Origin of the sequence: Aeromonas sp. PI_26 (assembly GCF_027854445.1) — a bacterium.
Taxonomy (GTDB): domain Bacteria; phylum Pseudomonadota; class Gammaproteobacteria; order Enterobacterales; family Aeromonadaceae; genus Aeromonas; species Aeromonas veronii.
The window spans coordinates 14839-40791 of record NZ_JAJNOE010000023.1 but is presented as its reverse complement, the minus strand read 5'-3'; the positions used below and the strand labels follow the sequence as shown (position 1 = coordinate 40791).

General features: G+C 60.2%; 28 protein-coding genes. 7 read left to right on the top strand and 21 right to left on the bottom strand.

The features are described 5' to 3' along the window. Positions 1 to 47 precede the first annotated feature (47 nt). The 9 genes from recO to rpoE form a co-directional block, all read right to left on the bottom strand. Entirely contained in the window at positions 48 to 758 is a 711-nt protein-coding gene (recO, locus tag LRL22_RS18980) for a DNA repair protein RecO (protein WP_041210624.1), read from the bottom strand. After that, on the bottom strand, positions 759 to 1658 hold the full coding sequence (gene era, locus LRL22_RS18975; protein ID WP_199416389.1) for a GTPase Era: 900 nt from the start codon (positions 1656 to 1658) through the stop codon (positions 759 to 761). Beyond that, positions 1655 to 2326, bottom strand: coding sequence for a ribonuclease III (gene rnc, locus LRL22_RS18970; RefSeq protein WP_005335394.1), 672 nt, complete (start codon positions 2324 to 2326; stop codon positions 1655 to 1657). The genes era and rnc overlap by 4 nt, the downstream gene beginning before the upstream one ends. Next, positions 2327 to 3250 (bottom strand): signal peptidase I, encoded by a 924-nt coding sequence (lepB, locus tag LRL22_RS18965; RefSeq protein WP_005335395.1) that lies wholly within the window; start codon positions 3248 to 3250, stop codon positions 2327 to 2329. 3 nt (positions 3251 to 3253) lie between these two features. Next, positions 3254 to 5047 carry a translation elongation factor 4 gene (gene lepA / locus LRL22_RS18960; protein ID WP_005335396.1) on the bottom strand — a complete coding sequence of 598 codons (1794 nt, stop codon included), beginning with the start codon at positions 5045 to 5047 and terminating at the stop codon, positions 3254 to 3256. Between the two features lie 116 nt (positions 5048 to 5163). Continuing rightward, complete coding sequence (locus tag LRL22_RS18955; RefSeq protein ID WP_040068038.1) at positions 5164 to 5625, bottom strand: SoxR reducing system RseC family protein; 462 nt, start codon at positions 5623 to 5625, stop codon at positions 5164 to 5166. 93 nt (positions 5626 to 5718) lie between these two features. After that, positions 5719 to 6699: a MucB/RseB C-terminal domain-containing protein gene (locus LRL22_RS18950; protein WP_005335407.1), complete on the bottom strand. Its 981-nt coding sequence runs from the start codon at positions 6697 to 6699 to the stop codon at positions 5719 to 5721. A gap of 21 nt (positions 6700 to 6720) precedes the next feature. Continuing rightward, entirely contained in the window at positions 6721 to 7323 is a 603-nt protein-coding gene (locus LRL22_RS18945) for an RseA family anti-sigma factor (protein WP_005335409.1), read from the bottom strand. A gap of 22 nt (positions 7324 to 7345) precedes the next feature. After that, entirely contained in the window at positions 7346 to 7927 is a 582-nt protein-coding gene (gene rpoE / locus LRL22_RS18940; RefSeq protein WP_005335411.1) for an RNA polymerase sigma factor RpoE, read from the bottom strand. A 182-nt stretch (positions 7928 to 8109) separates the two neighbouring features. On the opposite strand from rpoE, the gene nadB reads away from it, so the two are divergent. Further along, positions 8110 to 9717: an L-aspartate oxidase gene (nadB, locus tag LRL22_RS18935; RefSeq protein ID WP_270906115.1), complete on the top strand. Its 1608-nt coding sequence runs from the start codon at positions 8110 to 8112 to the stop codon at positions 9715 to 9717. A 134-nt stretch (positions 9718 to 9851) separates the two neighbouring features. On the opposite strand, the gene LRL22_RS18930 is transcribed toward nadB, so the two are convergent. Further along, positions 9852 to 10244, bottom strand: a complete 393-nt coding sequence (locus LRL22_RS18930) for a protein YgfX (protein WP_270906114.1) — start codon at positions 10242 to 10244, stop codon at positions 9852 to 9854. A 19-nt stretch (positions 10245 to 10263) separates the two neighbouring features. Then, complete coding sequence (locus LRL22_RS18925; protein WP_270906113.1) at positions 10264 to 10533, bottom strand: FAD assembly factor SdhE; 270 nt, start codon at positions 10531 to 10533, stop codon at positions 10264 to 10266. Positions 10534 to 10644: 111 nt separating this feature from the next. Between LRL22_RS18925 and ygfZ the strand changes: the two genes are divergently transcribed. Next, positions 10645 to 11553 (top strand): tRNA-modifying protein YgfZ, encoded by a 909-nt coding sequence (gene ygfZ, locus LRL22_RS18920; RefSeq protein WP_270906112.1) that lies wholly within the window; start codon positions 10645 to 10647, stop codon positions 11551 to 11553. A gap of 6 nt (positions 11554 to 11559) precedes the next feature. On the opposite strand, the gene LRL22_RS18915 is transcribed toward ygfZ, so the two are convergent. Beyond that, complete coding sequence (locus LRL22_RS18915; protein ID WP_270906111.1) at positions 11560 to 12441, bottom strand: LysR family transcriptional regulator; 882 nt, start codon at positions 12439 to 12441, stop codon at positions 11560 to 11562. 125 nt (positions 12442 to 12566) lie between these two features. Between LRL22_RS18915 and LRL22_RS18910 the strand changes: the two genes are divergently transcribed. Further along, entirely contained in the window at positions 12567 to 13013 is a 447-nt protein-coding gene (locus LRL22_RS18910) for a PACE efflux transporter (RefSeq protein ID WP_047436069.1), read from the top strand. A 162-nt stretch (positions 13014 to 13175) separates the two neighbouring features. Here the strand turns inward: LRL22_RS18910 and LRL22_RS18905 are convergent, their stop codons facing one another. Continuing rightward, complete coding sequence (locus LRL22_RS18905) at positions 13176 to 13532, bottom strand: hypothetical protein (RefSeq protein ID WP_005362699.1); 357 nt, start codon at positions 13530 to 13532, stop codon at positions 13176 to 13178. A 244-nt stretch (positions 13533 to 13776) separates the two neighbouring features. Here LRL22_RS18905 and cutA point away from each other — a divergent pair, with 244 nt between their 5' ends. From cutA to LRL22_RS18885, 4 genes are all read left to right on the top strand, one after another. Beyond that, the gene (gene cutA, locus LRL22_RS18900) at positions 13777 to 14094 is read left to right on the top strand and encodes a divalent-cation tolerance protein CutA (RefSeq protein WP_193861441.1); all 318 of its coding nucleotides are present in this window, start codon (positions 13777 to 13779) and stop codon (positions 14092 to 14094) included. Continuing rightward, the gene (locus tag LRL22_RS18895; RefSeq protein WP_270906110.1) at positions 14091 to 15890 is read left to right on the top strand and encodes a protein-disulfide reductase DsbD; all 1800 of its coding nucleotides are present in this window, start codon (positions 14091 to 14093) and stop codon (positions 15888 to 15890) included. The genes cutA and LRL22_RS18895 overlap by 4 nt, the downstream gene beginning before the upstream one ends. Then, positions 15880 to 16371: a GNAT family N-acetyltransferase gene (locus LRL22_RS18890; RefSeq protein ID WP_139477557.1), complete on the top strand. Its 492-nt coding sequence runs from the start codon at positions 15880 to 15882 to the stop codon at positions 16369 to 16371. Before LRL22_RS18895 ends, LRL22_RS18890 begins: the two co-directional genes overlap by 11 nt. A gap of 70 nt (positions 16372 to 16441) precedes the next feature. Continuing rightward, a complete protein-coding gene (locus LRL22_RS18885) occupies positions 16442 to 16855 on the top strand; it encodes a hypothetical protein (protein WP_064341340.1) in 414 nt (137 codons plus the stop codon). A 54-nt stretch (positions 16856 to 16909) separates the two neighbouring features. On the opposite strand, the gene LRL22_RS18880 is transcribed toward LRL22_RS18885, so the two are convergent. From LRL22_RS18880 to nudC, 8 genes are all read right to left on the bottom strand, one after another. Next, on the bottom strand, positions 16910 to 17497 hold the full coding sequence (locus LRL22_RS18880; RefSeq protein ID WP_270906108.1) for a hypothetical protein: 588 nt from the start codon (positions 17495 to 17497) through the stop codon (positions 16910 to 16912). Between the two features lie 236 nt (positions 17498 to 17733). Beyond that, positions 17734 to 19038 carry an NAD(P)/FAD-dependent oxidoreductase gene (locus LRL22_RS18875; RefSeq protein ID WP_270906107.1) on the bottom strand — a complete coding sequence of 435 codons (1305 nt, stop codon included), beginning with the start codon at positions 19036 to 19038 and terminating at the stop codon, positions 17734 to 17736. Positions 19039 to 19197: 159 nt separating this feature from the next. Further along, positions 19198 to 20277: a class II fructose-bisphosphate aldolase gene (gene fbaA, locus LRL22_RS18870; RefSeq protein ID WP_005340963.1), complete on the bottom strand. Its 1080-nt coding sequence runs from the start codon at positions 20275 to 20277 to the stop codon at positions 19198 to 19200. A 115-nt stretch (positions 20278 to 20392) separates the two neighbouring features. Further along, on the bottom strand, positions 20393 to 21556 hold the full coding sequence (locus LRL22_RS18865) for a phosphoglycerate kinase (protein ID WP_005340965.1): 1164 nt from the start codon (positions 21554 to 21556) through the stop codon (positions 20393 to 20395). 61 nt (positions 21557 to 21617) lie between these two features. After that, entirely contained in the window at positions 21618 to 22628 is a 1011-nt protein-coding gene (gene epd / locus LRL22_RS18860; protein WP_005335438.1) for an erythrose-4-phosphate dehydrogenase, read from the bottom strand. A 60-nt stretch (positions 22629 to 22688) separates the two neighbouring features. Further along, a complete protein-coding gene (locus LRL22_RS18855; RefSeq protein WP_270906106.1) occupies positions 22689 to 23618 on the bottom strand; it encodes an ROK family protein in 930 nt (309 codons plus the stop codon). Positions 23619 to 23730: 112 nt separating this feature from the next. Further along, positions 23731 to 24798, bottom strand: a complete 1068-nt coding sequence (hemE, locus tag LRL22_RS18850; RefSeq protein ID WP_005335440.1) for a uroporphyrinogen decarboxylase — start codon at positions 24796 to 24798, stop codon at positions 23731 to 23733. Positions 24799 to 24980: 182 nt separating this feature from the next. Beyond that, positions 24981 to 25760 carry an NAD(+) diphosphatase gene (gene nudC / locus LRL22_RS18845; RefSeq protein ID WP_270906105.1) on the bottom strand — a complete coding sequence of 260 codons (780 nt, stop codon included), beginning with the start codon at positions 25758 to 25760 and terminating at the stop codon, positions 24981 to 24983. Positions 25761 to 25953 lie beyond the last annotated feature (193 nt).

Sequence of the window (25953 nt, the reverse complement as noted above, 5' to 3'; positions counted from 1 at the left end):
GGTCAGTGAATCACCCCGCGCCAATATCCGTATGTCTGTAATCTATGTCAGCCTTGGATGCTGGCTTTGCGTTTTAAAAACAGCTCCCGGCTCTTTAGCTGGCGCTTGCCCAGATAGGGTTGCAGTGCCAGTCGGCTGAAACGTTTGGCCGCCTGCAGCAAGGGAGGGGTATCGAAACGTCCCTCGGCAAAGGCGAGCAGGTGGGCACCGAGAAACAGGGTACGGGGATCCGGCGCCCGCTCGCAAGCAACAAAGCCCAATTCACGCTCGAAGCCATAGAGCAGGGTCGGCTCGATGGGCGACTCGTCGTCCGCCGTGTATTCGAAATCCACCGCATAGCCGAGCGCCTGCAGCAGCAGGAACTCGAAGCGGCGCAGCGGCAGCTCCGGCGTCTCGCCATCGGCCAGCGCCATGATGGCACGGGCATAGGCATCGAACACTTCGGGGAACGGGGTGTGCGCTTCCAGCAGGTAGTAGACCAGCTCGTTGAGATAGAGACCGTAGAAGAGGCGATCACCGCCGAGACGCAGGGAGTGGTCGGGGCACTCGACCTGGGTGAGGTTCTTGAGATCCCCCTTGCCGCGCCAGGCGATGGTGAGCAGGGTAAAGGGTTGCAGCAGCCCCTTGAGAGGGGAGCGTGGCCCGCGAGAACCGCGAGCCACCAGGGTAAATCGGCCACTATCCTGGGTGAAGACCTCGACCAGCTGGCTGGTCTCCCGATAGGGCCGACTGTGGATGACGAAAGCCGGGGTCAGCAATCAGTCGTCGCCATACCCGAGGCTGCGCAGGGCGCGCTCATCATCAGCCCAGCCCGACTTGACCTTGACCCACAGCTCCAGGTGCACCTTGTTCTGGAACAGACGTTCCATGTCGAGGCGCGCCTCGGTGCCGATGGTCTTGATCTTCTCACCCTTGTTGCCGATGACCATCTTCTTCTGGCCATCGCGCTCGACCAGGATCAGGCCGTGGATGTGATAAAGGCCGCTCTCTTCCACCTTGAAGCGCTCGATCTCCACCGTCACCGAGTAGGGCAGCTCCTCACCGGTGAAGCGCATCAGCTTCTCGCGGATGATTTCGGAGGCCATAAAGCGGGAGGAGCGGTCGGTCACGTAATCTTCCGGGAAGAAGTGGACGTTTTCCGGCAGCAGATCCTTGGCCCACTCGCGGATCTTCTCCACGTTGGTGCCCTTTTCGGCACTGATGGGCAGAATATGGGCGAAGTTCATCTGTTGGCCCAGCCACTCGAGGTGGGGCAGCAGATCTTCTTTCTCTTTGACGTTGTCAATCTTGTTGACCGCCAGCACCACCGGGCACTTGAGATTGCGCAGCTTGCCCAGCACCATCTCGTCGTCTTTGGTCCAGTGGGTACCGTCGACCATGAACACCACCATGGCCACATCCCCCAGCGAACTGGTGGCGGCACGGTTCATCAGGCGGTTGATGGCCCGTTTCTCTTCAATGTGCAGACCCGGGGTATCTACATAGATGGTCTGGTAGTTATCCTCTGTGTCGATCCCCAAAATCCGGTGACGGGTGGTCTGGGGTTTCTTCGAGGTAATGCTGACCTTCTGGCCAAGCAGCTTGTTGAGCAGGGTGGACTTGCCCACGTTCGGGCGGCCCACGATGGCGACAAAGCCGCAGTAGGTAGTATCTGTCATGACAGTTTTTCCAATGCTTGCTGCGCCGCGGCCTGTTCGGCCTTGCGACGGCTGGTGCCGACCCCGACGAGAGGACCATCCAGACCTTCCACGTCACACTGGACAGTGAACTCCTGATTGTGGGCCTCGCCCTTGACGTTGGTCACGGTGTAGGTCGGCAGGGATTTGCGGCTTCCCTGCAAAATTTCTTGCAGACGGGTCTTGGGATCTTTCTGCTCGATGCCCGGCTTGATCTCTTCCAGGCGGCTGGCATACCAGCTCAGCAGCAGTGTCCGCACCGTCTCAAGATTGGTATCCAGATAGACGGCACCGATCACCGCCTCGACCGTATCGGCCAGAATGGATTCGCGGCGAAAACCGCCGCTCTTGAGTTCGCCGGGGCCGAGGATCAGGTGATCACCAAGGTCAAACTCCCGGCCCAGTTCGGCCAGGGTCTTCTCACGCACCAGGGTGGCGCGCATCCGGCTGAGATCCCCTTCCGCCGCTTGCGGGAAGCGGTGGAAGAGATCGTCGGCAATCACCAGACTCAAAATCGAGTCACCCAGAAATTCCAGTCGTTCATTGTGACGGGAACCGGCGCTGCGGTGAGTCAGCGCCCGGGTCAGCAGTTCCAGATCCGCAAAGACATGCCCGAGACGGGACTGCAGTCTGTTCATCTTGATATTCATTTACTTGATTCCGCCAATGCGGTTGAAGCGCACACCTGTCGGTACCCAACTTGGCAGCAGGGAGCCTTCTTCGCGCTCGAATTCAAAACTTATCCAGATAGCGACCGCCTTGCCGACCAGATTCTGCTCGGGCACAAAGCCCCAGAAGCGGCTGTCGGTGCTGTTGTCGCGGTTGTCGCCCATCACGAAATACTGGCCTTCCGGTACCACCCACTCGTCGGGGTAGGTGCCGGGCTGGCGATAGTAACGGCCAACCATGTCGGGCATCAGCGGATTGCGCAGGGTCTCGTGGGAGACATCACCCAACTGCTCGGTATAGCGGTCAAGGGGGATCCCCATCTGGGTAAATTCGCCTCTTTGTTCAAACTTGACGTCGAGCTTCTTGAAGCCCGGGCACGTTTTCCCTTCCTGCTCCTCGCACTTGGGCCGAATCATCAGCTCCTTGTTGCGATAGATAACCCGATCACCCGGCATGCCGACCACCCGCTTGATGTAGTCAACGCGCGGTTCAAGGGGATACTTGAACACCACCACGTCGCCACGCTTGGGCTCGCCAGTCTCGAGGAACTTGGTGTTGGTCACCGGGTCCCGCAGACCATAGGCAAATTTTTCCACCAGGATGAAGTCGCCCACCAGCAGGGTGGGCATCATGGAACCTGACGGGATCTGGAACGGTTCAAAAATGAACGAACGCAGGATCAGCACAAAGGTGATGACCGGGAAGACCCCGGCGGTCTGCTCAATCCAGACCGGCACGGGGGCGACCTTGGCCAGGGTCTTCTCATCCAGGTGGGCACCGCCATGGGCACGAGCCACGGCAATCTTGGCGGCGCGCTGCTTGGACCAAATCATCTTGTCCAGACACCAGATAACACCGGTGATCGCGCAGACCACCACCAGGATCAGGGAAAACGTGCTTGCCATCTATTAATCCTTTCCGACGTGGAGAATCGCGAGGAAGGCTTCCTGCGGCACGTCGACACGGCCGAGGGACTTCATCCGCTTCTTACCTTCTTTCTGCTTGTTCAGCAGTTTCTTCTTACGACTCACGTCACCACCGTAGCACTTGGCGGTTACGTCTTTACGCAGAGCCTTGACGGTGCTGCGTGCGATGATCTGGTTGCCGATGGCCGCCTGAATGGCGATATCGAACATCTGGCGCGGGATCAGCTCGCGCATCTTCTCCACCACCTGACGACCGCGATACTGGGCGTTGTCCTTGTGGGTGATGATGGCCAGGGCATCGACGCGCTCACCGTTGATCATGATGTCCAGACGGACCATGTCGGAGGTTTCGAAACGCTTGAAGCCATAGTCCAGCGAGGCGTAACCACGACTGGTGGATTTCAGACGGTCGAAGAAGTCGAGCACCACTTCCGCCATCGGGATTTCATAGGTCAGTGCCACCTGCTTGCCGTGATAGACCATGTTGGTCTGCACGCCACGCTTCTCGATACAGAGGGTGATCACGTTGCCCATGTACTCCTGCGGCAGCAGGATGTGGCACTCGGCGATCGGCTCGCGCATCTCCTTGATGCTGGTGATGGCGGGCATCTGGGCCGGGCTGTCGATGTGGATGGTGGAACCGTCGGTCAGCTCGATCTCGTACACTACGGTCGGCGCCGTGGTGATCAGATCCAGATCGTATTCACGCTCCAGACGCTCCTGAATGATCTCCATGTGCAGCATGCCGAGGAAGCCACAACGGAAGCCGAAGCCCAGCGCAGTGGAGCTCTCCGGTTCGAAGAACAGGGAGGCATCGTTCAGGGAGAGCTTGTCGAGGGCGTCACGGAACGACTCGTAGTCATCGCTGGAGATGGGGAACAGACCCGCATAAACCTGCGGCTTCACCTTCTTGAAGCCAGCCAGCGCCTTGTCGGCACCGTTCTTGGCCTGAGTCAGGGTATCGCCCACCGGTGCACCGTGGATGTCCTTGATACCGCAGACAACCCAACCTACCTCGCCACATCCCAGCCCCTGGGTATCCACCTGCTTGGGTGTGAAGATACCGATACGATCGACACCCCACACCTGACCGGTGCTCATCACCTTGATCTTGTCGTTCTTCTTCAGGGAACCGTTCTTGATCCGCACCAGAGAGACAACACCCAGATAGGAGTCGAACCAGGAGTCGATGATCAGCGCCTGCAGCGGGGCATCCGGGTCACCTTCCGGTGCCGGGATCTTGGCGACGATCTCTTCCAGCACCAGATCAACACCCAGACCGGTCTTGGCGGAGCAGCGCACTGCATCAACCGCGTCGATACCGACGATGTCTTCGATCTCCTCGGCAACCCGCTCGGGCTCTGCGGCTGGCAGGTCAATCTTGTTCAGCACCGGCACCACTTCCAAATCCATTTCCATGGCGGTATAGCAGTTTGCCAGAGTCTGTGCCTCAACCCCCTGGCCGGCATCCACCACCAGCAGCGCCCCTTCACAGGCCGCCAAAGAGCGGGAGACCTCGTAGGAGAAATCCACGTGGCCCGGGGTGTCGATAAAGTTCAGCTGGTAGGTGTTACCGTCTTGTGCCTGGTAGTTCAGGGTCACACTCTGTGCTTTGATGGTAATGCCGCGCTCGCGCTCCAGATCCATGGAGTCAAGCACCTGAGCCTGCATCTCGCGGTCGGACAAGCCACCGCAAGTCTGGATCAGACGGTCCGACAGGGTCGATTTACCGTGGTCGATGTGCGCAATAATCGAAAAGTTACGAATGTGTTTCATCGAGCAAGAGTCACTCAAAATTAGTTAAGGTCAGTTATGGAGGCGCGATTTTACTGGATAACCCGGCTGACGGCCATTCTTTAGTCGCCAGCGCCAGTGAAATAGCGCCTGTTCAGTCAGGGGAGGATGCGGACAGGGACTACCACGCCGAGCATCTGCGGGCCGTAGCGCCCCTGATCCAGGCGGTTGGAAAAGTAACGAACCAGTAAAAAGCCCAGCACGCCCCCCAGCAGGCAGCAGAGAATGGTGATCCCCTCCCCGCCCGAGAGCAGCGGTGCCAGCCAGAGCTGCCCCAGCAAGGCGCCGGCCAACAGACAGAACAGCGGCAACACGTAGACCAGCGCAGCTCCGCGCAGCAGACTCTCCTGCGGGATACCGAGCCTCACTTGCTGGCCAACCCGCACCTCGGCGGTCAGCCTGACCCGCAAGCGGGGAGCTTTCAGGGGAAATGCCTTGGCCACGGTGCCGGTACCGCAGTTGGATTGCTGCTGACAACCACTGCAGGCGGAGCGACGCTCGCACTCCACCCAGGCATGGTCACCCTCAATGGCCACCACGGTCGCCAGCTCTTCACTCATCTCATTCACGGCAACACCTCGGGTTCACACAATCAGGGGATCTGACCACGACTCGCCACGCTCGGCAAGCGGGGAAGAACCCCGCATCCCCCGTTACTGCACCGCTTCGTTGCGGGCCAGCGGCTGGACCGACTCGGCGATACGCTTGGCGGTCTCGGCCGGCACCTCACCGACCACGGTGATCTCGACCCCCACCTCGTTGACATAGCTCACCAGCGAAGTCGCCCCCTGGCGGATCAGCTGCTGGCGCACCGCCTGCTTGGGATCAACCCGGGAGACGTAGACCGAGAGATCCACCAGCCCGTCGGAGAGCATCATGTAATCCACCGGCATACTGGTGGTCACCAGCTGGTGCCGGTCTTGCGACAGCACCTTGAAGCCATCGGGCAGCCAGGTGATCTGCCAGTTCAACTGCTGTTGCGGCGCCGGATAGGCATCCTCCAACGCCAGCGCCGGAGGCTGCTTGCTGTTGGCCAGCTTTACCAGCCAGGGGGCCGGTTTGCTCTGCAGATCCAGCTCGACACCAAGTACCTGCTCCACCAGATTGCCTTCCCGCTCGACCATGTCGATCCGCAGCAGCAAGTGGCTCTGCTCGTCAATCCAGAGCACGAAACCATATTTATCGGCCTCTTTAGGCACCAGCCTCACCACCTGTGCCACCACACCGGCGACCCGGCTGCGGCCGGCCAGCACAGGATCATAGCTCTCCAGCACCTGCGCCAGTGGCATCTTCACCAGGGTCGACCAGATGCCGGGGAAACGGGCATCCTTCAGGGTGTAGGGATCGTGGCTGTTTTCAAAGAAGGTGTATTCGTTCTGGCGCTGGAGATACTCGATCGCCTTGCCGTCGAGGTAACTGAGGTGGGCCACTTCCTTGCCGTTGATCACGGCATGGCTGATCCGGATCGGTTCAAGACGCCCCTGACGGGCCTTGACCATGGACAACTCGAAATTCTGTTGCTGCACGGCACTCTGCATCTGCTGCAACAAGGCCTCGGCCGACTTATCGTCGGCCGAGGCCTTGGCACTGATCAGCAGGAGAGAGGCCAGCAAAATACGGCTGGACTGGCGCACGTTTGTATCCCTGACAATTCGTTATTGTTGGATCTGTCTGTCTTGCAACAGGCGCTGCTGCAACTGGTGGTCACGCAGGAAGGCGTTGATCCGCTCCCGCTGCTCCTGCATCTGCTGTTCGGTCAGCCCCTGCTGACGGGCACGGGCGCCATCCTGTTGCGGATAGTGAACACTCACCGGCGCCGCACTGCCACCGATTGGAATGGTATTGAGCACCGGATTGGCCGGAACGCCATCCTGTCCCTGATACTGCTGCACCCCGAAGATAACGGCAGCGGCCACGGATGCCGCAATGGCATATTGACCCAGCTGCTGACCGACACGGCGGAACAACGGAACCACATTAGAATCTGTCTTGACCGGTGCAACGGCAGGTTGCAGCACGGGAGCCGTCTCGACAGGCTTGGGTGCCAGTATGGTGGGCTCATCCTCCAGCGCAGCCATGATGCTGTCACTGAGATCCAGTTGCAGATTGACCGGCAGGTCACCCCGCATGGCATCGCCGATCAGGTGGTAACGACCCCAGGTATCTTGCAAGTCGGAGTCCATCTCCAGCTCGTTCAGTACCTCTGCGTCACTCAGGTCACCATCCATCAGGGCAGAGATTTGCTCTTTATTTGCCATAAGTTAACCCGTCTTTCCCCAGTTAATTCTCGATCAGAGGTTGCAGCTTTTTATCGATTGCTTCCCTCGCCCGGAAGATACGGGATCTGACCGTACCCACTGGGCAATCCATGATTTCGGCAATCTCTTCGTAGCTCAGCCCTTCCAGTTCGCGAAGGGTGATAGCTGTCCTCAGGTCTTCCGGCAATGCCTCTATGGCTGAAAACACGGTGCGTTTGATCTCGTCAGTCAGCGCCAGGTTTTCGGGGGTTGAGACCTCTTGCAAGGCTTCACCACCACCATAAGACTCCGCTTCGTCAGCCTCCACATCACTGCTGGGCGGCCTGCGCCCCTGGGAGGTGAGATAATTCTTCGCCGTGTTCACGGCAATTCGGTACAACCAGGTGTAAAAAGCACTTTCGCCACGGAATGTCGGCAATGCACGGTAGGCTTTTATAAAGGCCTCTTGCGCCACATCGGGCACATCACCGGGATTGTTGACATACCTGGCAACCAGGTTGACCACCTTATGCTGGTATTTTTTTACCAACAGGTTGAAAGCTGCTTTATCGCCGCGCTGGACCCGTTCAACCAGCTGTTCGTCCAGTAGATTCTGGTCGCTCATCAGAGCCGTAAAACCCCCATCAGGTTATCGTTTTTCTTTTCCGGCCCTTCCTAAGCGCACAAGTTCAGACAGGGAGAATCAGAGAAAGTTCGCTTCAATTGAAAAAAATGTGATGCAGGCTGCATCCTCGCCCTCGCTTGGGCTACCATGGTGCCAGTTCTTAATCCAGGCCAATGATACTTATGAAAGCAAGTGTTGAATACCTTTGCGATGTACTGATCATTGGCAGCGGTGCCGCTGGTTTGTCCCTCGCGTTGCGATTGGCAGACCACGCCAAAGTCCTGGTTCTGAGCAAGGGGCCCATCAGTGAAGGGGCCACTTTCTATGCGCAAGGAGGCATCGCTGCCGTTTTCGACGAAACCGACAGCATCGAATCCCACGTGAGCGACACGCTCAACGCGGGCGCCGGGTTGTGTGACCCGGCAGTGGTCGAGTTCACCGCTCGCCACGCCCGCGAGTCCATCCAGTGGCTCATTCAGCAAGGGGTCCCCTTCGATCAGGAGGAGAACGCCGATGGTGAATCCCAGTACCACCTCACCCGGGAAGGCGGCCACAGCCATCGCCGCATCTTCCACGCGGCGGATGCCACCGGCAAGGCGGTGCAACTCACCCTGATCGATCAGGTGCGCGCTCACCCCAATATCCAGCTGATGGAGCGCTTCAACGCGGTCGACCTCATCACCACCCGCAAGCTCAACCTGCCGGGCAACAAGGTGCTGGGCGCCTACGTCTGGAACCGCAACGCCGAGCAGGTCGAGGTGATCCGTGCCCGTTTCGTGGCGCTGGCCACCGGTGGCGCCTCCAAGGTCTACCAGTACACCTCCAACCCGGATGTGAGCTCTGGCGATGGCATCGCGATGGCATGGCGGGCCGGCTGCCGGGTGGCGAACCTGGAGTTCAACCAGTTCCACCCCACCAGCCTGTTCCACCCGGACGACCCCAACTTCCTGCTGACCGAAGCGCTGCGTGGCGAGGGGGCCTATCTGCGCCGCCCGGACGGCAGCCGCTTTATGCCGGAGTTTGACGAGCGGGCCGAGCTGGCGCCACGGGATATCGTCGCCCGCGCCATCGACCACGAAATGAAGCGACTCGGCGCCGACTGCATGTATCTGGACATCAGCCACAAACCGGCCGATTTCATCATCAAGCACTTCCCGACCATTTATGAGCGCTGCCTCGCGGTCGGCATCGATATCACCAAGGAGCCGATGCCCATCGTGCCGGCCGCCCACTACACCTGTGGCGGCGTGATGATCGACAACAACGGCCAGACCGATATCCCCGGCCTCTACGCCATAGGTGAAGTGACCTACACCGGTCTGCACGGCGCCAACCGCATGGCATCCAACTCCCTGCTGGAGTGCGTGGTCTATGCCCATCAGGCGGGGGCCGACATTCTGGCCAAGCTGCCGATGAGCGTGGAGCCGCCGCGCCTGCCGATGTGGGACGAGAGCAAGGTGGAAGACTCCGACGAACTGGTGGTGATCCAGCACAACTGGCACGAGTTGCGGTTGATGATGTGGGACTACGTGGGGATAGTGCGTACCAACAAACGCCTGGCCCGCGCCAAGCGCCGCATCGACCTGCTCAAGCAGGAGGTGCAGGAGTACTACGCCAACTTCCGCGTCTCCAACAACCTGCTGGAGCTGCGCAACCTGCTGCAGGTGGCCGAACTTATCGTCAACTGCGCCCTGCAGCGCAAGGAGTCTCGTGGCCTGCACTACAACCTGGATTATCCGGATATGCTGCCGGACTCCAAACCGACTGTGCTAACTCCGGAGCGGGATTAATCCCCCTTCCCGCCAAGCGTTGCAGCTATCAGTGACCCCGCCCCGGCGGGGTCACTTGTTTTCAACCGCTTTTCAGCCACATGGCAACAGCTTATCGCGCTAAATCAGCGCATGGTCATCACGGAAAGCAGGCGTCAGCGCCGAGACGGCAGAAAGTGGATGGCTCGCGCCAGCAGGCGGTAATGTTCGGGGGGAAGGGCGTCGGAGAAGAGCCACAGTTGCCGTGGCGACGCCGATTCAGAGCCTTCCGGCTCGGGACAAAGCGCCAGCCTGAGCACGCCGGGCAAAATGCGGCTTTTCTTGCCGAGCTGATAGCGGCAACCTTGCCACTGTAGCCACTGACCATCCCAGACAAGCTCGAACGGGGGCGCGGCGAGCGCCCGCCAGCTCAGCCAGAGCGACACCAACCAGACGGGCAGCAACAGTGCCCACTGCCAACCGGCAATCAGGCCAGCCACCGGCCAGAGCAGCAACAAAAAGAGGGCCACCAGCAAACATTGCTGATGGCGGGAGGGGTGAACCGTCATGATCACCCGCTCCACAGTATTACCCCTGGCGGTCGTGGCGCGCCTGATTGCGATCCAGGATCATCGGGATCATGGCGGCAAATGCGGGATCGGCAGGGACACCATGACCCATGCACCATTTGAACAGATCCGGATCGTCGCTCGCCAGCAGGCGGATAAAGGTCTGCTGATCGGCTTCGCTCAGGGAGTCGAACTCGTGTTCGAAAAAGGGCATAAAGATCACATCCAGCTCGAGCATACCGCGACGGCAGGCCCACTTCAGGCGGGATTTTTCAACTGGGCTCAACATGGCACTCTCCTTACAAAGACCGGGGGATGGTACCAGCTGGATTTTCCGGCTGACAAACATTAGTTACGTCTTTACCATGCAGCTCACATACTTTCTCTCTGGAATACCATCGTGAGCCTGCAACCACCTGTTTTTCCTGCCGAGCCGACCCGCTTCCCCCTGACCAAGCTGGCCATCACCCGTATCAGCGGCCAGGATCGAGCCAAATATCTGCAAGGTCAGGTCACCTGTGATGTCAACGCCCTGCAACCGGGGCAACAGACCCAGGGTGGCCACTGTGATCCCAAAGGCAAGCTGTGGAGCAATTTCCGCCTGCTCTGCCTCGACGACAGCCTGCTGCTGCTGACCAGCCCCTCGGTGCTGGAACGTCAGTTGCCGGAGCTGAAGAAATTTGCCGTCTTCTCCAAGGTCGAGATCACCGCCGATGAGCGTCACGCTACCGGGATCGCCGGTACGGGCAGCGATGGCTGGATCGCCGCGCAGTTTGGCCTTGAGCAGAGCGGTCTGATCGATGGCGGCATGGCGGTGAAGATTGAGCAGGATCGCTGGCTGCTGGTGAGCAATCAGCAAGCCGACACCCTGCCGCAAGGTGACGAGTCACTCTGGTGGGGGCTCGAGATCAAGGCGGGCCTGCCACATATGGAAGCGGTGCATCAGGGGGAGTTCATCCCGCAGATGCTCAACCTGCAGGCGCTGGACGGTATCAGCTTCAATAAGGGCTGCTACATGGGGCAGGAGACGGTGGCCCGCGCCAAGTATCGCGGCGCCAACAACCGCGCCCTGTTCCTGCTGGCGGGCACTGCCGGCGAGCCGGTCGCCAGCGGCGATACCCTTGAACTGCAACTGGGTGACAACTGGCGCCGCAGCGGCATGGTGCTCAACGCCTGGCAACAGGCCGGGCAGGTGTGGCTCACCGCCGTACTGCCGAAAGATACCGAGGCTGACGCCCAATTCCGCCTCAAGCAGGACGAAGGCTCCCGCCTCACCCTGCAACCCCTGCCTTACGCCCTGACCGAGTAAGGTCGGCTAGCGAGGCACCCGCGCCAGCAGTGCCTCCTTCAGCCAGCGCCCCGCCAGCCCCAGCGGGCGGGCGCGATGCCACTGCAACTCCAGCGCCAGCGCGTGGCTGGCGATAAAGTCTGGCTTCAGCACCACCACTTCGCCCCGCTTCAGCGGTTGATGCAGCAGAAATTCCGGAATGGCGGACCAGCCAAGGCCCCGCTTGACCAGCTCCAGCACCCCGAGATCCCCCTCGACCCACCACACCTGAGCCGAGATGCGAAAACGCTGGCGCTCGCTCCCTTCTCGTCGGCCGGTCACCATCAGCTGACGTGCCCCCTGCAGATCGACCTCCCGCAGCGGCTGCTTGCGGGCCAGCGGATGATTCGGTGACACCACCAGCGGCATGGTCACCTCCCCCAGCGATCGGGCGACAATCTCCCGCTGGGGATGCACCTTCTGATAGCTGATGCCGAGCTGGGCCCGACCGGTCACCAGCATCTCGGTCACATCCTCCATCAGCGGGAAGAGCAGCTCCAGCTCCACGGTCGGGTAGCGAGTGGCGAACTCCTCCAGCAGGGTGCCGAGCCAGGGGAGGTGGGAGTCATCATCGATGGCCAGAGTGAGGCGCGTCTCCACCCCGGCCGCCAGCTCCCCGGCAATGGATTGCAATCGTTCACTCTGCGCCAGCAGGATCCCCGCCTCCTGCACCATGCGGGCCCCCGCCTCCGTCAGCTGCGGATAGCGGCCGCTGCGGTCAAACAGGGTGAGCGCCAGATCGATCTCCAGATTGGCGATAGCGCTGCTCACTACCGACTGCGCCTTGCCCAGCTTGCGGGCGGCAGCGGAAAACGAGCCGGTTTCGGCGGCCGCCAGCAAGATCCTCAGTTGTTCCAGTGATGGCGTCATCTTATGGCCCTCCGGCAAGCTCTCTCATCCATCTATTTTAGCGATGGATACCAACATGAATCTATCGCTAAAGATCTATAGATTAACCAGCAATCCGTGAATAAATCTGATTGAGAGAGTGACTTATGCGTACCCGTAACGATCGCCTGCGCCATGCCATTGGCTTTGAATTTATTGGCCTGCTGATTGCCGCCCCGCTGGCCAGCTGGGTTACCGGGGTCGGGCTCAACCATATGGGCCCGCTGGCACTGTTCTTCTCGGTGCTGGCCACCGTCTGGAACTACATCTACAACATCGGGGTCGACAAGCTGCTGCTCAAATATCAGGGCCATACCCACAAAACCCTGTGGCAACGGGTGCTGCATACCTTCGGCTTTGAGGGCGGTCTGCTGATCGTCGCGCTGCCGGTCATGTCCTGGTGGCTGAGCGTCAGCCTGCTGGAGGCGCTGGTGCTGGATCTGGGCTTCGTTGTCTTCTACCTGATCTATGCCTTCGTCTACAACTGGGGCTATGACAAGGTGTTTCCCATCCCCCGCGAAGTGCCGCACGGCATGCCCCAAGAGGCGCGCTAAGGCACGAATCAGTTGGATTAAAACCGAGAAGTGAAGGTCAACAAGGGAAGGCAACAGAAGAAACGGCACGGCCCCATCATGGCAGACATGATGGGGCCGCAACAGGGATCAGCGCTGGCAGGCCGGCTGATTCAGAGGTAAGGATTCAGGCCTGCCCGTCGCTCAAGCCTGGGCTTTGAGCTCTTCGCCGCTCTCGTCGGCAGCGGCAGCCTCTTCAGGCTGTGCCTGGGCAGCCTGCAGCGCTTCCAGCTCGCTCTGATAATCGCTCAGGATCTGCTGGGCAACCGCCATATCTCCCTTGTGTTTGCGCTCGAACAGATGGTGCTGCACCACGCCGTTGAGATACTCCACCGTGATGGGCTGCTCCAGGGTGGCCATCAGCTCCTCTTTCTCCAGCTCGGCATTGATTTCATCGGCGGTCGTGCGCAGCAGCCCGGCCAATTGAACCAACATGCGGCGCTCACCTTCGCGCAGCAGGCTCAACATGCGGTTTCTCTGCTGCTCATTCTGTTGGGTCATACATTTCCTTACGTCAATTGGGAACAAGCCCGCTCATTCTGCCCTGTCCCCATGACAGCGTCTATCTCATGCCCCCCACAAATTTTTGGCGCTGGCTCACAAATGGCTACAGATGCTATTTGAAGCGGCTCTGGGGTATAGTAGCCGCTGATTTTCGGGCGCTTTTTTCACCTTCATCCGCAGACAAGGATGAGACGGCAAGGGCGCCTGCCCGGTTTACCCCAACGAGGTGAAGATCCGCTTTATGACCGACGCCATTGTGGTGCTCTGCACCTGCCCAGATCAAACCAGTGCCGACCTTCTCTGCGAACAGCTGCTGAACCAGCGACTGGCCGCCTGCATCAATCAACTGCCGGGCGTCACCTCCGTCTATCGTTGGCAAGGCAAGGTGGAGCGCGCCACCGAGATCCAGCTCATCATCAAATCCCGCCAGCCACTCTTTGCCGAGTTGCAGGCATGTATTCAAGCCCATCACCCCTATGAGGTGCCCGAGCTGCTGGCCCTGCCGGTAAGTGCCGGACTACCCGCCTATCTCGACTGGCTCAATGGGGAGACCGCATGACGTTCAACCGCTTGCTCTCTCCCCTGTTGCTGCTCTGTGCCCTGTTGACGACAGCGGCGGGCAGCGCCCCTGCCCACGCCAGCGGCGCCGATCTGCTCAGCTCGCTGGGCATTGAGGCCAATGCCAAACCCAAATTTTTGCAGGTCGATGAGGCCTTTCAGATCGAGAGCGAACAGCGTGGCGATCAGCTGCTGCTGACCCTCCATATCGCCGACGATTACTACCTCTATCGCCACAGCCTGCGCTTCAAGGGGAACAACCTCACCTTCAGCGAGCCGACCCTGCCGGAAGGCACAGAGCACGAGGATGACTTCTTCGGCAAGACCCGGGTCTACTACCAGCAGGTGAGCATCGCGGTGCCGCTAAAGGAGGTGGGGGAAAATGCCACCCTGCGGGTGCGCTATCAGGGCTGTACCGACGGCCTCTGCTATCCACCGACCGACAAACTGATCGATGTGGCTCCGCTGGTCACGGCAACCACCGCATCCGCTGCTGAAACGGCACAAAGCGTCGCACCGGTTAGCCAGCAGGATCAGCTGGCCTCCGCCCTCGGCCATCAGGGATTCTGGCTCAGCATCGTCGCCTTCTTCGCGCTGGGGCTGGGGCTCGCCTTCACCCCCTGCGTCTTCCCCATGTATCCCATTCTGACCGGCATCATCGCCGGTGCCGGCCATCGCCTTTCCACCAGTCGCGCCTTCCTGCTCTCCTTTGTCTATGTGCAGGGGATGGCGGTCACCTACACCTTGCTGGGGCTGGTAGTGGCCTCGGCAGGGCTGAAATTCCAGGCGGCGCTGCAACATCCCTATGTGCTGATCGGCCTCTCGGTGATGTTCGTGCTGCTGGCCCTCTCCATGTTCGGCCTCTACACCCTGCAACTGCCGAGCAGTTTGCAAACCCGGCTCTCCGGTCTCTCCAACCGCCAGCAGGGCGGCTCGGTAGTCGGGGTCGCCATCATGGGGATGATCTCCGGGCTGGTCTGCTCCCCCTGCACCACGGCGCCGCTCTCGGGGGCACTGATTTATGTTGCACAGAGCGGTGACCTCTGGCTCGGCGGGGCGGCGCTCTATGCGCTGTCACTGGGGATGGGTCTGCCGCTGCTGCTGCTCGGCACCTCGGGTGGCAAGCTGCTGCCAAAAGCGGGCGCCTGGATGGATGTGATCAAGCAGCTGTTTGGCTTTGCCCTGCTGGCAGTGCCGATCCTGCTGCTGTCACGCCTCTGGAGCGATCAGATTGCTACTCTCGCTTGGCTCGGCTGGGGGCTGCTGCTGTGCGGCTATCTCTATCACCACAACCAGCACCAGCCCCACTCGGTGGCCAGAAGTGTGCGCGGCTTCGTGCTGTTGCTGGCGATGATCAGCGCCGTGGTGGTGGGCAAGGATCTGCTGCAACCGGCCGGTCCTGCTGCCGCCACGGCGGATGCCAGTCAAACGGCGCCGCAGTTTATCCGCGTCAAGACGCTGGATGATCTCAAGGTGCAGCTGGCCGCCGCCCGCGGCAAGCCGGTGCTGCTCGACCTCTACGCCGACTGGTGCGTCGCCTGCAAGGAGTTCGAGCACAAGACCTTCAGCGACCCGGCGGTGAGGGTGCGCTTCGGCCAGATGGTGCTGCTGCAGGCGGATGTCACCGCCAACGACGATGCCGATGTGGAGCTGCTCAACAGTCTCAATGTGCTGGGGCTGCCGACCCTGATCTTCTTCGACCGCGAGGGCAAGGAGCTGACAGGGCAGCGGGTCACCGGTTTTATGGGGCCTATCCCCTTTGCCAAACATCTCGAGATGGTAAGTGATGCACACTGAGTTGCGTCGGCTGCAGACAAGCGATGCACCTGCCTTGCAGCGGCTGTTCGAGCAGGCCCCCTCCTATCAGGCGGCGGTGAGCAATGACCCTCTCTCTGCACAGGCAGGAGAAGAGGAACTTGTCGCCTGCCCACCCGGCCTGCCTCTCTCCGACAAACATCTCATCGGCCGCTGGGAGCAGGGAGAGCTCACCGCTGTCATTGATCTGCTGCGCGGCTACCCCAATCCAGACACCGCCTATCTGGGTCTGTTACTGGTGGGGGAACCCTGGCAAGGGAGTGGCCGTGGTCAGTCGCTCTATCTTCACGCCTGCACGCTGGCAAGCTCATGGGGGGCTACCCGGCTTCGCCTGTCAGTGATTGCCAGCAATGAGAGTGCTCTATCCTTCTGGCTGCGCAGAGGCTTCACCGAGTGCTATCGCCGCGAGCTTGCTGATTATCGGGCCGAGGCCATCGTGCTGGAACGTTCACTGGAACCGTGAGCCGAGGTTTGCCGCCGCGCATTCGCGTGGCACAATCGCCCCTCTCGTTTTGCACTTGTCCGGAGTTTTGATGAAAAAGTGGTTCATCCCCCTGCTAGCCCTCTGGCTTTATGGCTGCAGTGCAGGGCCCGGTGAAGAGGATATCCGCCAGCAGGTCACCGCCAAGCTACTGGCCGAGACAGACGCCAACCTGTTCGATATCAGCGACTTCACCATCCTCGGCAAGGAGGAGCGGATGGAGGGGGTCTATCTGGTCAAGGTGAGTTACCAGCTCCACTTCAAGCAGGGGCTCGATCAGTTGCAGGTATTGCACGACGAGGATCTGGTCTACGACCGGGTTGGCCCCTTCCAGCAGGAGATGGGTCTGATGGAGCTCGAGCGTAAATATGGCGAGTTCGAGGCGGGCCAGGTGCTGCCGCAAGAGGCAGAGGTGTGGATGATGAAGAGCGAACAGGGCTGGCGGCTGGCTGAACCGGCCCAATAACGGGTTTTCCGCCCCTTATGCTCTGCAACGACTCTCCTGCCGTTGCCAACCAGCTCAAACCTGGGTATCGACCCGATACCCTTTTCGCTCGGCAGGTTCGTTCGGCAGCTTGCTGGCCAATCCTGACAGCACCTCCTTGAGGGTGACCCCGCTCTCTGCCGCACCACTGCTCTCCAGCAGCTTGGTCAGCTGGCTCTGCAAGGGGTTGACCGCTTCACGCTCGGCTCCTTGCTCGCTCTCTTTTTCCTGTCCGCCCTGCTGATCCAGCGTCTCCAGCAGGCGCTCCAGATCCCGCTTGAGCGGGTTTTCGCTGCTGTCGGCGATGGCGAGTTTGCGCTGTTCCTGCTCTTGCCGCTGTTGTTGCTGCAATGCCAACTGTTGCTCCTGCTGCTGTTGCAGGGAGCCCATCATGGTGTTGATGAACGCTTCCAGCGAATCCCTGATTGAAACAGTGCCACCGCCGCTGCTCTCCCCTTGCGGTGACAGCCCCAGCTCATCCAGCACAGCGCCAAGGTCGCGCACCAGGCTGTCACTGCCCGTTGATGGTGAAGTCGCAGCCCGCTCCTGTGCCTGCACGGCGGGAGAACCCTGCCATTGCGCCAGCGGGGTTAGCCCGCCTGACGCGACCACATTTATCTCCATCTTGGCCCTCCTCTCCCCGTCCTCGGCCCTTTCTCGGCAAATATTCCGGCAATCTGACAACCCCTTGCCCCTTGGCAGATAACCGCTCTCACACCTAAAAGATAGCGCCAATCGGACGAGATTGGCGCGAATGCATCTTTTGGTCTATCAGGCGGAACGATAGTGCTAACCCGCTATAAACAAGGGCTGGCAAGGGGGCTTAGTTCAGCCAGCACTGCGCAGGCTGACAATGGGGGTCAGAAGATATCCTTCATCCGGTGCCACAGCATACCCAGTGCCAGCAGCGGGGAGCGCAACGCCGGGCCGCCGGGGAAGGTGATATGGGGCACGCTGGCAAAGAGATCGAAACCCCGGCTCTCGCCGCGGATCGCCTCGGCCACCAGCTTGCCCGCCATATGGGTGGCGTTGAGACCGTGACCCGAATAGGCCTGGGCGTAGAGCACGTTTGGGTATTCCTTCAAGCGGCCAATCTGCGGCAGCCGGTTGGCGCCAATCCCGATCATCCCGCCCCACTGGAACTCGATGGCAGTGCCAGCCAGCTCGGGGAAGACTCGCAGCATCTTGGGCAACATAAAGGCCTTGATATCGCGGGGATCCCGCCCGGAGTAGTTGCAAGCGCCGCCAAACAGCAGGCGGCCATCGGCGGAGAGGCGGTAGTAGTCGAGCGCTACGTTCTGATCGCACACCGCCATGTTTTGCGGCAGCAAGCGCTGGCGCAAGCGGCGATCCAGCACTTCGGTGGCGAGGATGTAGGAGCCCGCGGGCAGCACCCGCCCCCCCAGCTCCGGATTGAGGTCGTTGAGATAGGCGTTGCAGCCGATCACCAGATAATCGGCGGTGACCCGGCCATGAGCCGTGGTCACCTCGACCTGCTTGCCGTAATAGATATGGGTCACTCTGGAGTGTTCAAACAGGGAAACCCCGAGGCTGGCAGCGGCTCGCGCCTCGCCGAGCGCAAGATTGAGAGGATGCAGGTGGCCGGAGCCCATGTCGATAAGGCCGCCGATATAGCGATCCGATCCCACCACGCTATGGATATCTTCCCGCGGGACCAGCTTGAGTTCGTGCTCATAGCCGAGGCTCGCCAGATGGTCGAGATCCTCTTCGAAACCGGCCAGATGACGCTGACGGGTGGCCAGATCGCAGTAGCCCCAGGTGAGATCGCACTCGATATTGAAACGCTCGACCCGCTCGCGCACCAGCTGCACCGCCTCCAGCCCCATCAGATCCAGCTCGCGGACCCCATCCTCACCAATCCAGCGGGCGAACTGGCTGGTATCGTGGCCGATACCGCGAATAAGCTGACCGCCGTTGCGCCCCGACGCCCCCCAGCCGATGCGGTTGGCCTCCAGCAAGGCTACCTTGTACCCGGCATCCGCCAGATTGATGGCGGTATTGAGGCCGGTAAAGCCGCCGCCGATGATGCAGACGTCAGCCTTGTGCTCCCCCTCCAGCTCGGGCCACTGTTGCGGGTCGTTGCGGGTGGCCGCGTAGTAGGAGGCGACGTGCTCCTGATATCCGTTGTGCTTTCCTGCCTGCATACTCAGCATCCTGCCTTGGTTGCAAATTGTTTAATAAAATAAGCAAAGTTGTTTCGATAATACCCAGTTCCTCCTCCACTCACCAACCGGTGCGGATCACAGAAATGCAAAAGGCGCCCCGAAGGGCGCCTTTTCATGCAATCAAGGTGCTGTAACGAATTACAGTACGTCGATGGCGTTCAGGTCGGAGAATGCTTTCTCCAGACGAGCGATCATGGAAGTCTGACCTTCACGCAGCCATACGCGCGGATCGTAGTACTTCTTGTTCGGCTTGTCGGCGCCTTCCGGGTTGCCCAGCTGGCCTTGCAGGTAAGCTTCGTTCTTCTTGTAGAAGTTCAGCAGACCTTCCCAGGTTGCCCACTGGGTGTCGGTGTCGATGTTCATCTTCACTACGCCGTAGGAGATGGACTCGCGGATCTCTTCCAGAGTGGAACCTGAACCACCATGGAATACGAAGTCCAGAGACTTGGCCGGAACGCCAAACTTCTCGGAAACGTACTTCTGGGAAGCGTCCAGGATGGACGGGGTCAGCTTGACGTTACCCGGCTTGTATACACCGTGTACGTTACCGAAGGAGGCAGCGATGGTGAAACGCGGGCTGATCTTGGACAGACGCTCGTAAGCGTAAGCAACATCTTCCGGCTGGGTGTACAGAGCGGACTGATCCATGTGGCTGTTGTCGACGCCGTCTTCTTCGCCACCGGTGCAACCCAGTTCCAGTTCCAGAGTCATGTTCATCTTGGCCATGCGGGTCAGGTACTCGCAGCAGATGTCGATGTTCTCTTCCAGAGACTCTTCAGACAGATCCAGCATGTGGGAGGAGAACAGCGGCTTGCCGGTTTCAGCAAAGTGCTTCTCGCCCGCTTCCAGCAGACCGTCGATCCACGGCAGCAGCTTCTTGGCAGCGTGGTCGGTGTGCAGGATTACCGGCACGCCGTAGGCTTCGGCAACAGCGTGAACGTGCTTGGCACCAGAGATGGCACCCAGGATGGCAGCTTTCTGACCTTCCAGCTTCAGACCCTTACCGGCGGTGAACACGGCACCACCGTTGGAGAACTGAACGATAACCGGCGCTTTAACCTTGGCGGCAGCTTCCAGTACAGCGTTCACGGAGTCGGTACCAACGCAGTTTACGGCCGGCAGAGCAAAGCCGTTCTCTTTAGCGATGGCGAACACTTTCTGAACGTCATCACCAGTGATCACGCCGGGTTTTACGAAGTCGAAAATTTTCTTAGACATGTTTAATCGTCCTGTCTCGTATGCCGTTAATAAAAAATGGGGGGTTCATCATGAACCGGCACAGCGGGCACATGATAAACGAAACGGGAGGCTTTTGCCCCCCGTTCCGGGTCAATTAGGCTTTGGCGCGCTGTTCCAGAATCGCAACAGCCGGCAGTACCTTGCCTTCTACGAACTCCAGGAAGGCGCCGCCGCCAGTGGAGATGTAGGAGACTTTGTCAGCGATGCCGAACTTGTCGATAGCAGCCAGGGTGTCACCACCGCCAGCGATGGAGAAGGCCGGAGAAGCAGCGATGGCTTCAGCGATAACCTTGGTGCCTTCAGCGAACTGGTCGAACTCGAATACACCAACCGGGCCGTTCCACAGGATGGTCTTGGCGTTCATGATGATGTCAGCCAGGGCCTTGGCAGAATCCGGGCCGATGTCGAAGATCATGTCGCCGTCAGTCACATCGTTAACAGACTTGATGGTGGCCGGAGTGGACTCGGAGAACTCGGCACCTACAACCACGTCGGTGGTCACAGGAATATTGGTCTCGGCAGCCAGTTTCTTGGCGGTGTCGATCAGGTCGTGCTCGCACAGGGACTTGCCGACGTTGTGACCGGCAGCAGCGATGAAGGTGTTGGCGATGCCACCACCGACAACCAGCTGGTCAGCGATTTTGGAGAGGGATTCCAGAACGGTCAGCTTGGTGGAGACCTTGGAGCCGCCAACGATGGCAACCATCGGGCGCTCGGGCTTCAGCATGGCTTTGCCCAGCGCTTCCAGTTCACCAGCCAGCAGCGGGCCGGCACAAGCGACCGGAGCGAACTGGGCAACACCGTAGGTGGAACCTTCGGCGCGGTGAGCAGTACCGAACGCATCCATTACAAAGACGTCACACAGGGCGGCGTATTTTTTGGCCAGCTCTTCAGTGTTCTTCTTCTCGCCTTTGTTGAAGCGGCAGTTTTCCAGCACAACCAGCTCACCGGCAGCGACTTCTACGCCATCCAGGTAATCCTTGGCCAGGCGAACCGGGCAGGACAGAGCGTCTTTCAGATAGTTGACAACCGGAGCCAAGGAGAATTCTTCGTTGTATTCACCCTCGGTCGGACGACCCAGGTGGGAGGTGATCATCAGCTTGGCGCCCTTTTCCAGAGCCAGCTTGATGGTCGGCAGAGTCGCAACGATACGTGCATCGGAGGTGACCTTGCCGTCTTTTACCGGTACGTTCAGGTCAGCACGGATCAGAACGCGTTTACCCGCCAGATCCAGGTCAGTCATCTTGATAACAGACATATTCAGTCCTCTATATTTTCCAGGTAATGTTAAAAACAGTAACCTTTCGCCCGGGGCAGGCTCAGCCTGCGGCCATCATGGCCCGGGTGGTATCCAGCATCCGGTTTGCGAAGCCCCATTCGTTATCGCACCACATCAACATCTTGACGAGGTTGGCATCGCTCACCCGGGTCTGGGTACCATCAATGATGCAGGAGTGTGCATCATGATTGAAGTCTACGGAGACCAGAGGTTCTTCCGTGTAATCCAGAATACCGTGTAATGTACCTCTGGATGCCCGTTGCAGGGCTTGATTTACGTCAGTAACTGTCACTTTTTTACGAACAGTAATACTGAGATCCATCGCTGTTACATTGATGGTCGGCACCCGCACCGCGATCGCCTCAAACTTGCCGGCGAAGTGGGGCAGGATACGCTCCAGCCCCTTTGCCAGCTTGGTGTCCACCGGAATGATGGACTGACTGGCAGCGCGGGTTCGGCGCAAGTCACTGTGGTAGGCATCGATGACTTGCTGATCATGCATGGCTGAATGAATTGTCGTAATAGTACCACAATTTATCTCGAATTCTCGATGCAATGTTTCAATCACCGGCACCACGCAGTTGGTGGTACAGGAGGCGTTGGAGACGATCCGCTCCGCTCCGGTGAGGGTATGATGGTTGACCCCGTAGACCACGGTGGCATCCACATCGGCATCCGCCGGGTGGGAGAAGAGCACCTTGCCCGCCCCCGCAGCCAGATGCAGCTCGGCATCGGCCCGCGAGCCAAACACCCCGGTGCAATCGAGCACCACATCCACCCCCAGCGCCCGCCACGGCAGCTTTGACGGATCCCGCTCGGCAAACAGGGAGATGAGATCCTCCCCCACCAGCATGCTGTTGCCCGCCAGTTGCACCGGATGGTGGAAGCGACCGTGACTGGTATCGTAACGGGTCAGGTGCACCATGGCCTCGGGGGCCGCCAGCTCGTTGATGGCAACGATCTTGATGGTCTTGTCGCGCCCGCTTTCATAGAGGGCTCGCAACACGTTGCGACCGATCCGCCCGTAACCATTGATGGCAATCTTGATCATCGAGAATCCGTTTCCTTGAACCAGCAACAGGGCGGCGCACCGGCCACCCGGGAGCCCCGGCTACGACAGCAGGGCCTCCTTGAATTCACCGCGGGCCAGCAGTGCGGCCCCGAATACCCCGGCACTGTCACCCAGGGCAGGAGCAATAATGGGGGTTGCGAAGCGGGGATTAAAGAGGAAAGGCAAAATTGTCTGCCGCCCGGCGCTGTAAAGGCTCTGCACATTGCCCACCCCACCGCCGATGACGATCACATCCGGGTCGAGAATGTTGACCACATTGGCCAGCGCCTGACCAAACAGCAGGTGCAGCCGGTCGATGGTGAGCCTGGCCACATGATCGTGAGCCGTGGCGGTCGCGATTTGGGCGAGCGAGAGGTGGCGCTTGGCCTTCGCCTCGTACCAAGCCTCCAGCGCCGGGCCGCTGATCAGGGTCTCGACGCAGCCACGCTTGCCGCAGTAGCACTCGGGGCCATCAGGGGAAAGCACGTTGTGGCCCCACTCACCGGCGATGCCGTGGTGGCCGTTGAGGATCTGGCCGTTGATGACGATACCGGAGCCGACCCCGGTGCCCATGATGATGCCGAATACAACCTTGGCATCGGGATGGTGCTGACGCACCGCCCCCAGATGAGTTTCTGCCAGCGCGAAGCAGTTGGCATCGTTGGCGATCAGCACCGGCACGCCCAGCTTGCGTTCCAGATCCTCCTTGAACGGCTTGCCGTTGAGCTCGGTGGTGTTGCAGTTCTTCATCAGGCCGGTCTGCGGATCCCGCGCCCCCGGCGTGCCCATACCGATGACAGCCGGGCACTGGCCAATCTTCTCGGCACACTCATCCACCAGCTTGGCGATCTGGCCGATCATATGGTCATAACCGCCCGCCCGCTCGGTGGGGATGCGATGGCGCAGCAGCACCTCGTCGCCATCCAGCACCACACATTCACACTTGGTACCGCCAAGATCGATACCCCAATCCAGTGACTTGCTGCTCATCTTGCCTCCTGCACGGCCGCCACGCTCTCGTCGTCGCAGCGCCATTTTTTAATGTAAAACGGGGCCTGACGGCCCCGGATATCAAACAAACTCTTCTTCTCTCGCCCCGGCCTTAGCGACCGTGGTACTGGGCTGAGAGCTCGTGTACCGCGTTGACGAACACACCGGCATGTTCCGGGTTCACATCCTGATGGATGCCGTGGCCGAGGTTGAAGACGTGGCCATTGCCGTGACCGAAACCGGCCAGAATGGAGGCGACCTCTTCACGGATGCGAGCTGGAGTGGCGTAGAGCATGGAGGGATCCATGTTGCCCTGCAGCGCCACCTTGTCGCCGACCCGACGCTTGGCGTCGGCGATGTCGGTGGTCCAGTCCAGACCCAGCGCATCGCAACCGGTGGCGGCAATCTGCTCCAGCCACTGACCGCCGTTCTTGGTGAACAGGGTGACCGGCACACGGCGACCGTCGTGCTCGCGGATCAGGCCATCGACAATCTTGTGCATGTACTGCAGGGAGAAATCGCGGTAATCGCGCGGGGTGAGCACGCCTCCCCAAGTGTCGAACACCATGACCGCCTGGGCACCCGCCTTGATCTGGGCGTTGAGATAGGCAATCACGCTGTCGGCCAGCTTGTCGAGCAGCAGGTGCAGGGTTTGCGGCTCTGCGTACATCATCTGCTTGATCTTGGTGAACGCCTTGGAGCTGCCCCCCTCCACCATGTAGGTGGCCAGAGTCCATGGGCTGCCGGAGAAGCCGATGAGCGGCACTTCACCCTTCAGCTCGCGGCGGATGGTGCGCACCGCATTCATCACGTAGCCCAGCTCATCTTCCGGATCCGGAATGGGCAGCGCCTGCACGTCGGCCATGGAGGTGATCGGACGCTCGAAACGCGGGCCTTCACCCTGCTCGAAGTAGAGACCGAGCCCCATGGCATCGGGCACGGTCAGGATGTCGGAGAAGAGGATGGCGGCATCGAGCGGGTAGCGGCGCAGCGGCTGCAGGGTGACTTCACAGGCCAGCTCGGCATTGCGGCACAGAGACATGAAATCCCCCGCCTGGGCGCGAGTCGCCTTGTATTCCGGCAGATAACGGCCAGCCTGGCGCATCATCCATACCGGGGTCATGTCCACGTCCTGACGCAGCAAAGCGCGCAGGTATCGATCGTTCTTCAGCTCTTTCATCCCAGTTCCTGAGTTCGTATCACGCATAAAATGGCGGCCATAATACCACTTTGCCCACCGGATCGGACTGCCCAAAACGTGGCAAATGGACGCGCGGTTGCAAAGATGTGAAGGGGCGCAAACCTGACCGCCCCGCTTGTAACAAGAAGTGCAAAAAGATTGGCGAAAAGATAAGCGCCTCGTTACCCCTCGCCAGCCAGTGACAACTCGATCAGCCGCCGGGCGATGGTGCCGTGAGGTGGCAAACGCGGCAAGCGGTCGGCGGTAAAGAAATCGGCGGCCACCAGTTCGTCATCCTGCACCCGGATCTCGCCGCTCTCGTAGTCGGCGGTAAAGCCCATCATCAGGCTGTGGGGGAAGGGCCAGGGCTGGCTCGCCACATAGCGCACATTGCGCACCCGGATGCCGCTCTCCTCGAACACCTCCCGCGCCACGCACTGCTCAAGATTCTCTCCCGCCTCCACAAAGCCGGCCAGCACGGTATACATGGGATCGTCCGCCTGATAGTGACGGCGATGGGCCGCCAGCAGGATCTCCGGCCCCTTGCGCACCGCCACGATAATGCAAGGTGAAATGCGCGGATAGGCCGTGTGTCCGTGGTGGCACACCTGCGCCCACTCCCCCGCCTTCGGGGTCATGGGGGCGCCGCACTCGCCGCAGAAACGATGGGTGCGGCGGAAGGTGGCGAGCTGCCAGGCGCGGCCAGCGAGACGAAAGCCCTCTTCATCCCCCGCTACCATCAACTGGCGCAGGGGGGCCATCATAGTCGTGTCGGCCTCAGCCCCCAGATCGAGCAGATAGCAGGGCAGCCCCTGCCACTCGTCGAAACGCTCGAAAGGGGCGTCAGCCAGCGCTGCGGGCAGGCACGCTTTACTACCCTGTGGCACCTGACCCTGCTGATAGAGCAGTACCAGATGATCGCCCCCCAGCACGAACCAGCGGGCTTGTTCGGTTAATGACATCAGATAAACACTCTCGTTAAAACAAAACCCTGACCACGGCTGGCCGACCAAGGAGCAAACGCCATGCGAATGGCTCCCATCTTACGACCAGCACGGGTCGCTGACGACCCCGCAGTGGCCGATTGTCCCATTCGTAAAAAACGGATGGCGCAAATAAAGAGGCCGCCCAAAGGCGGCCCGTTGTTATCCGGTA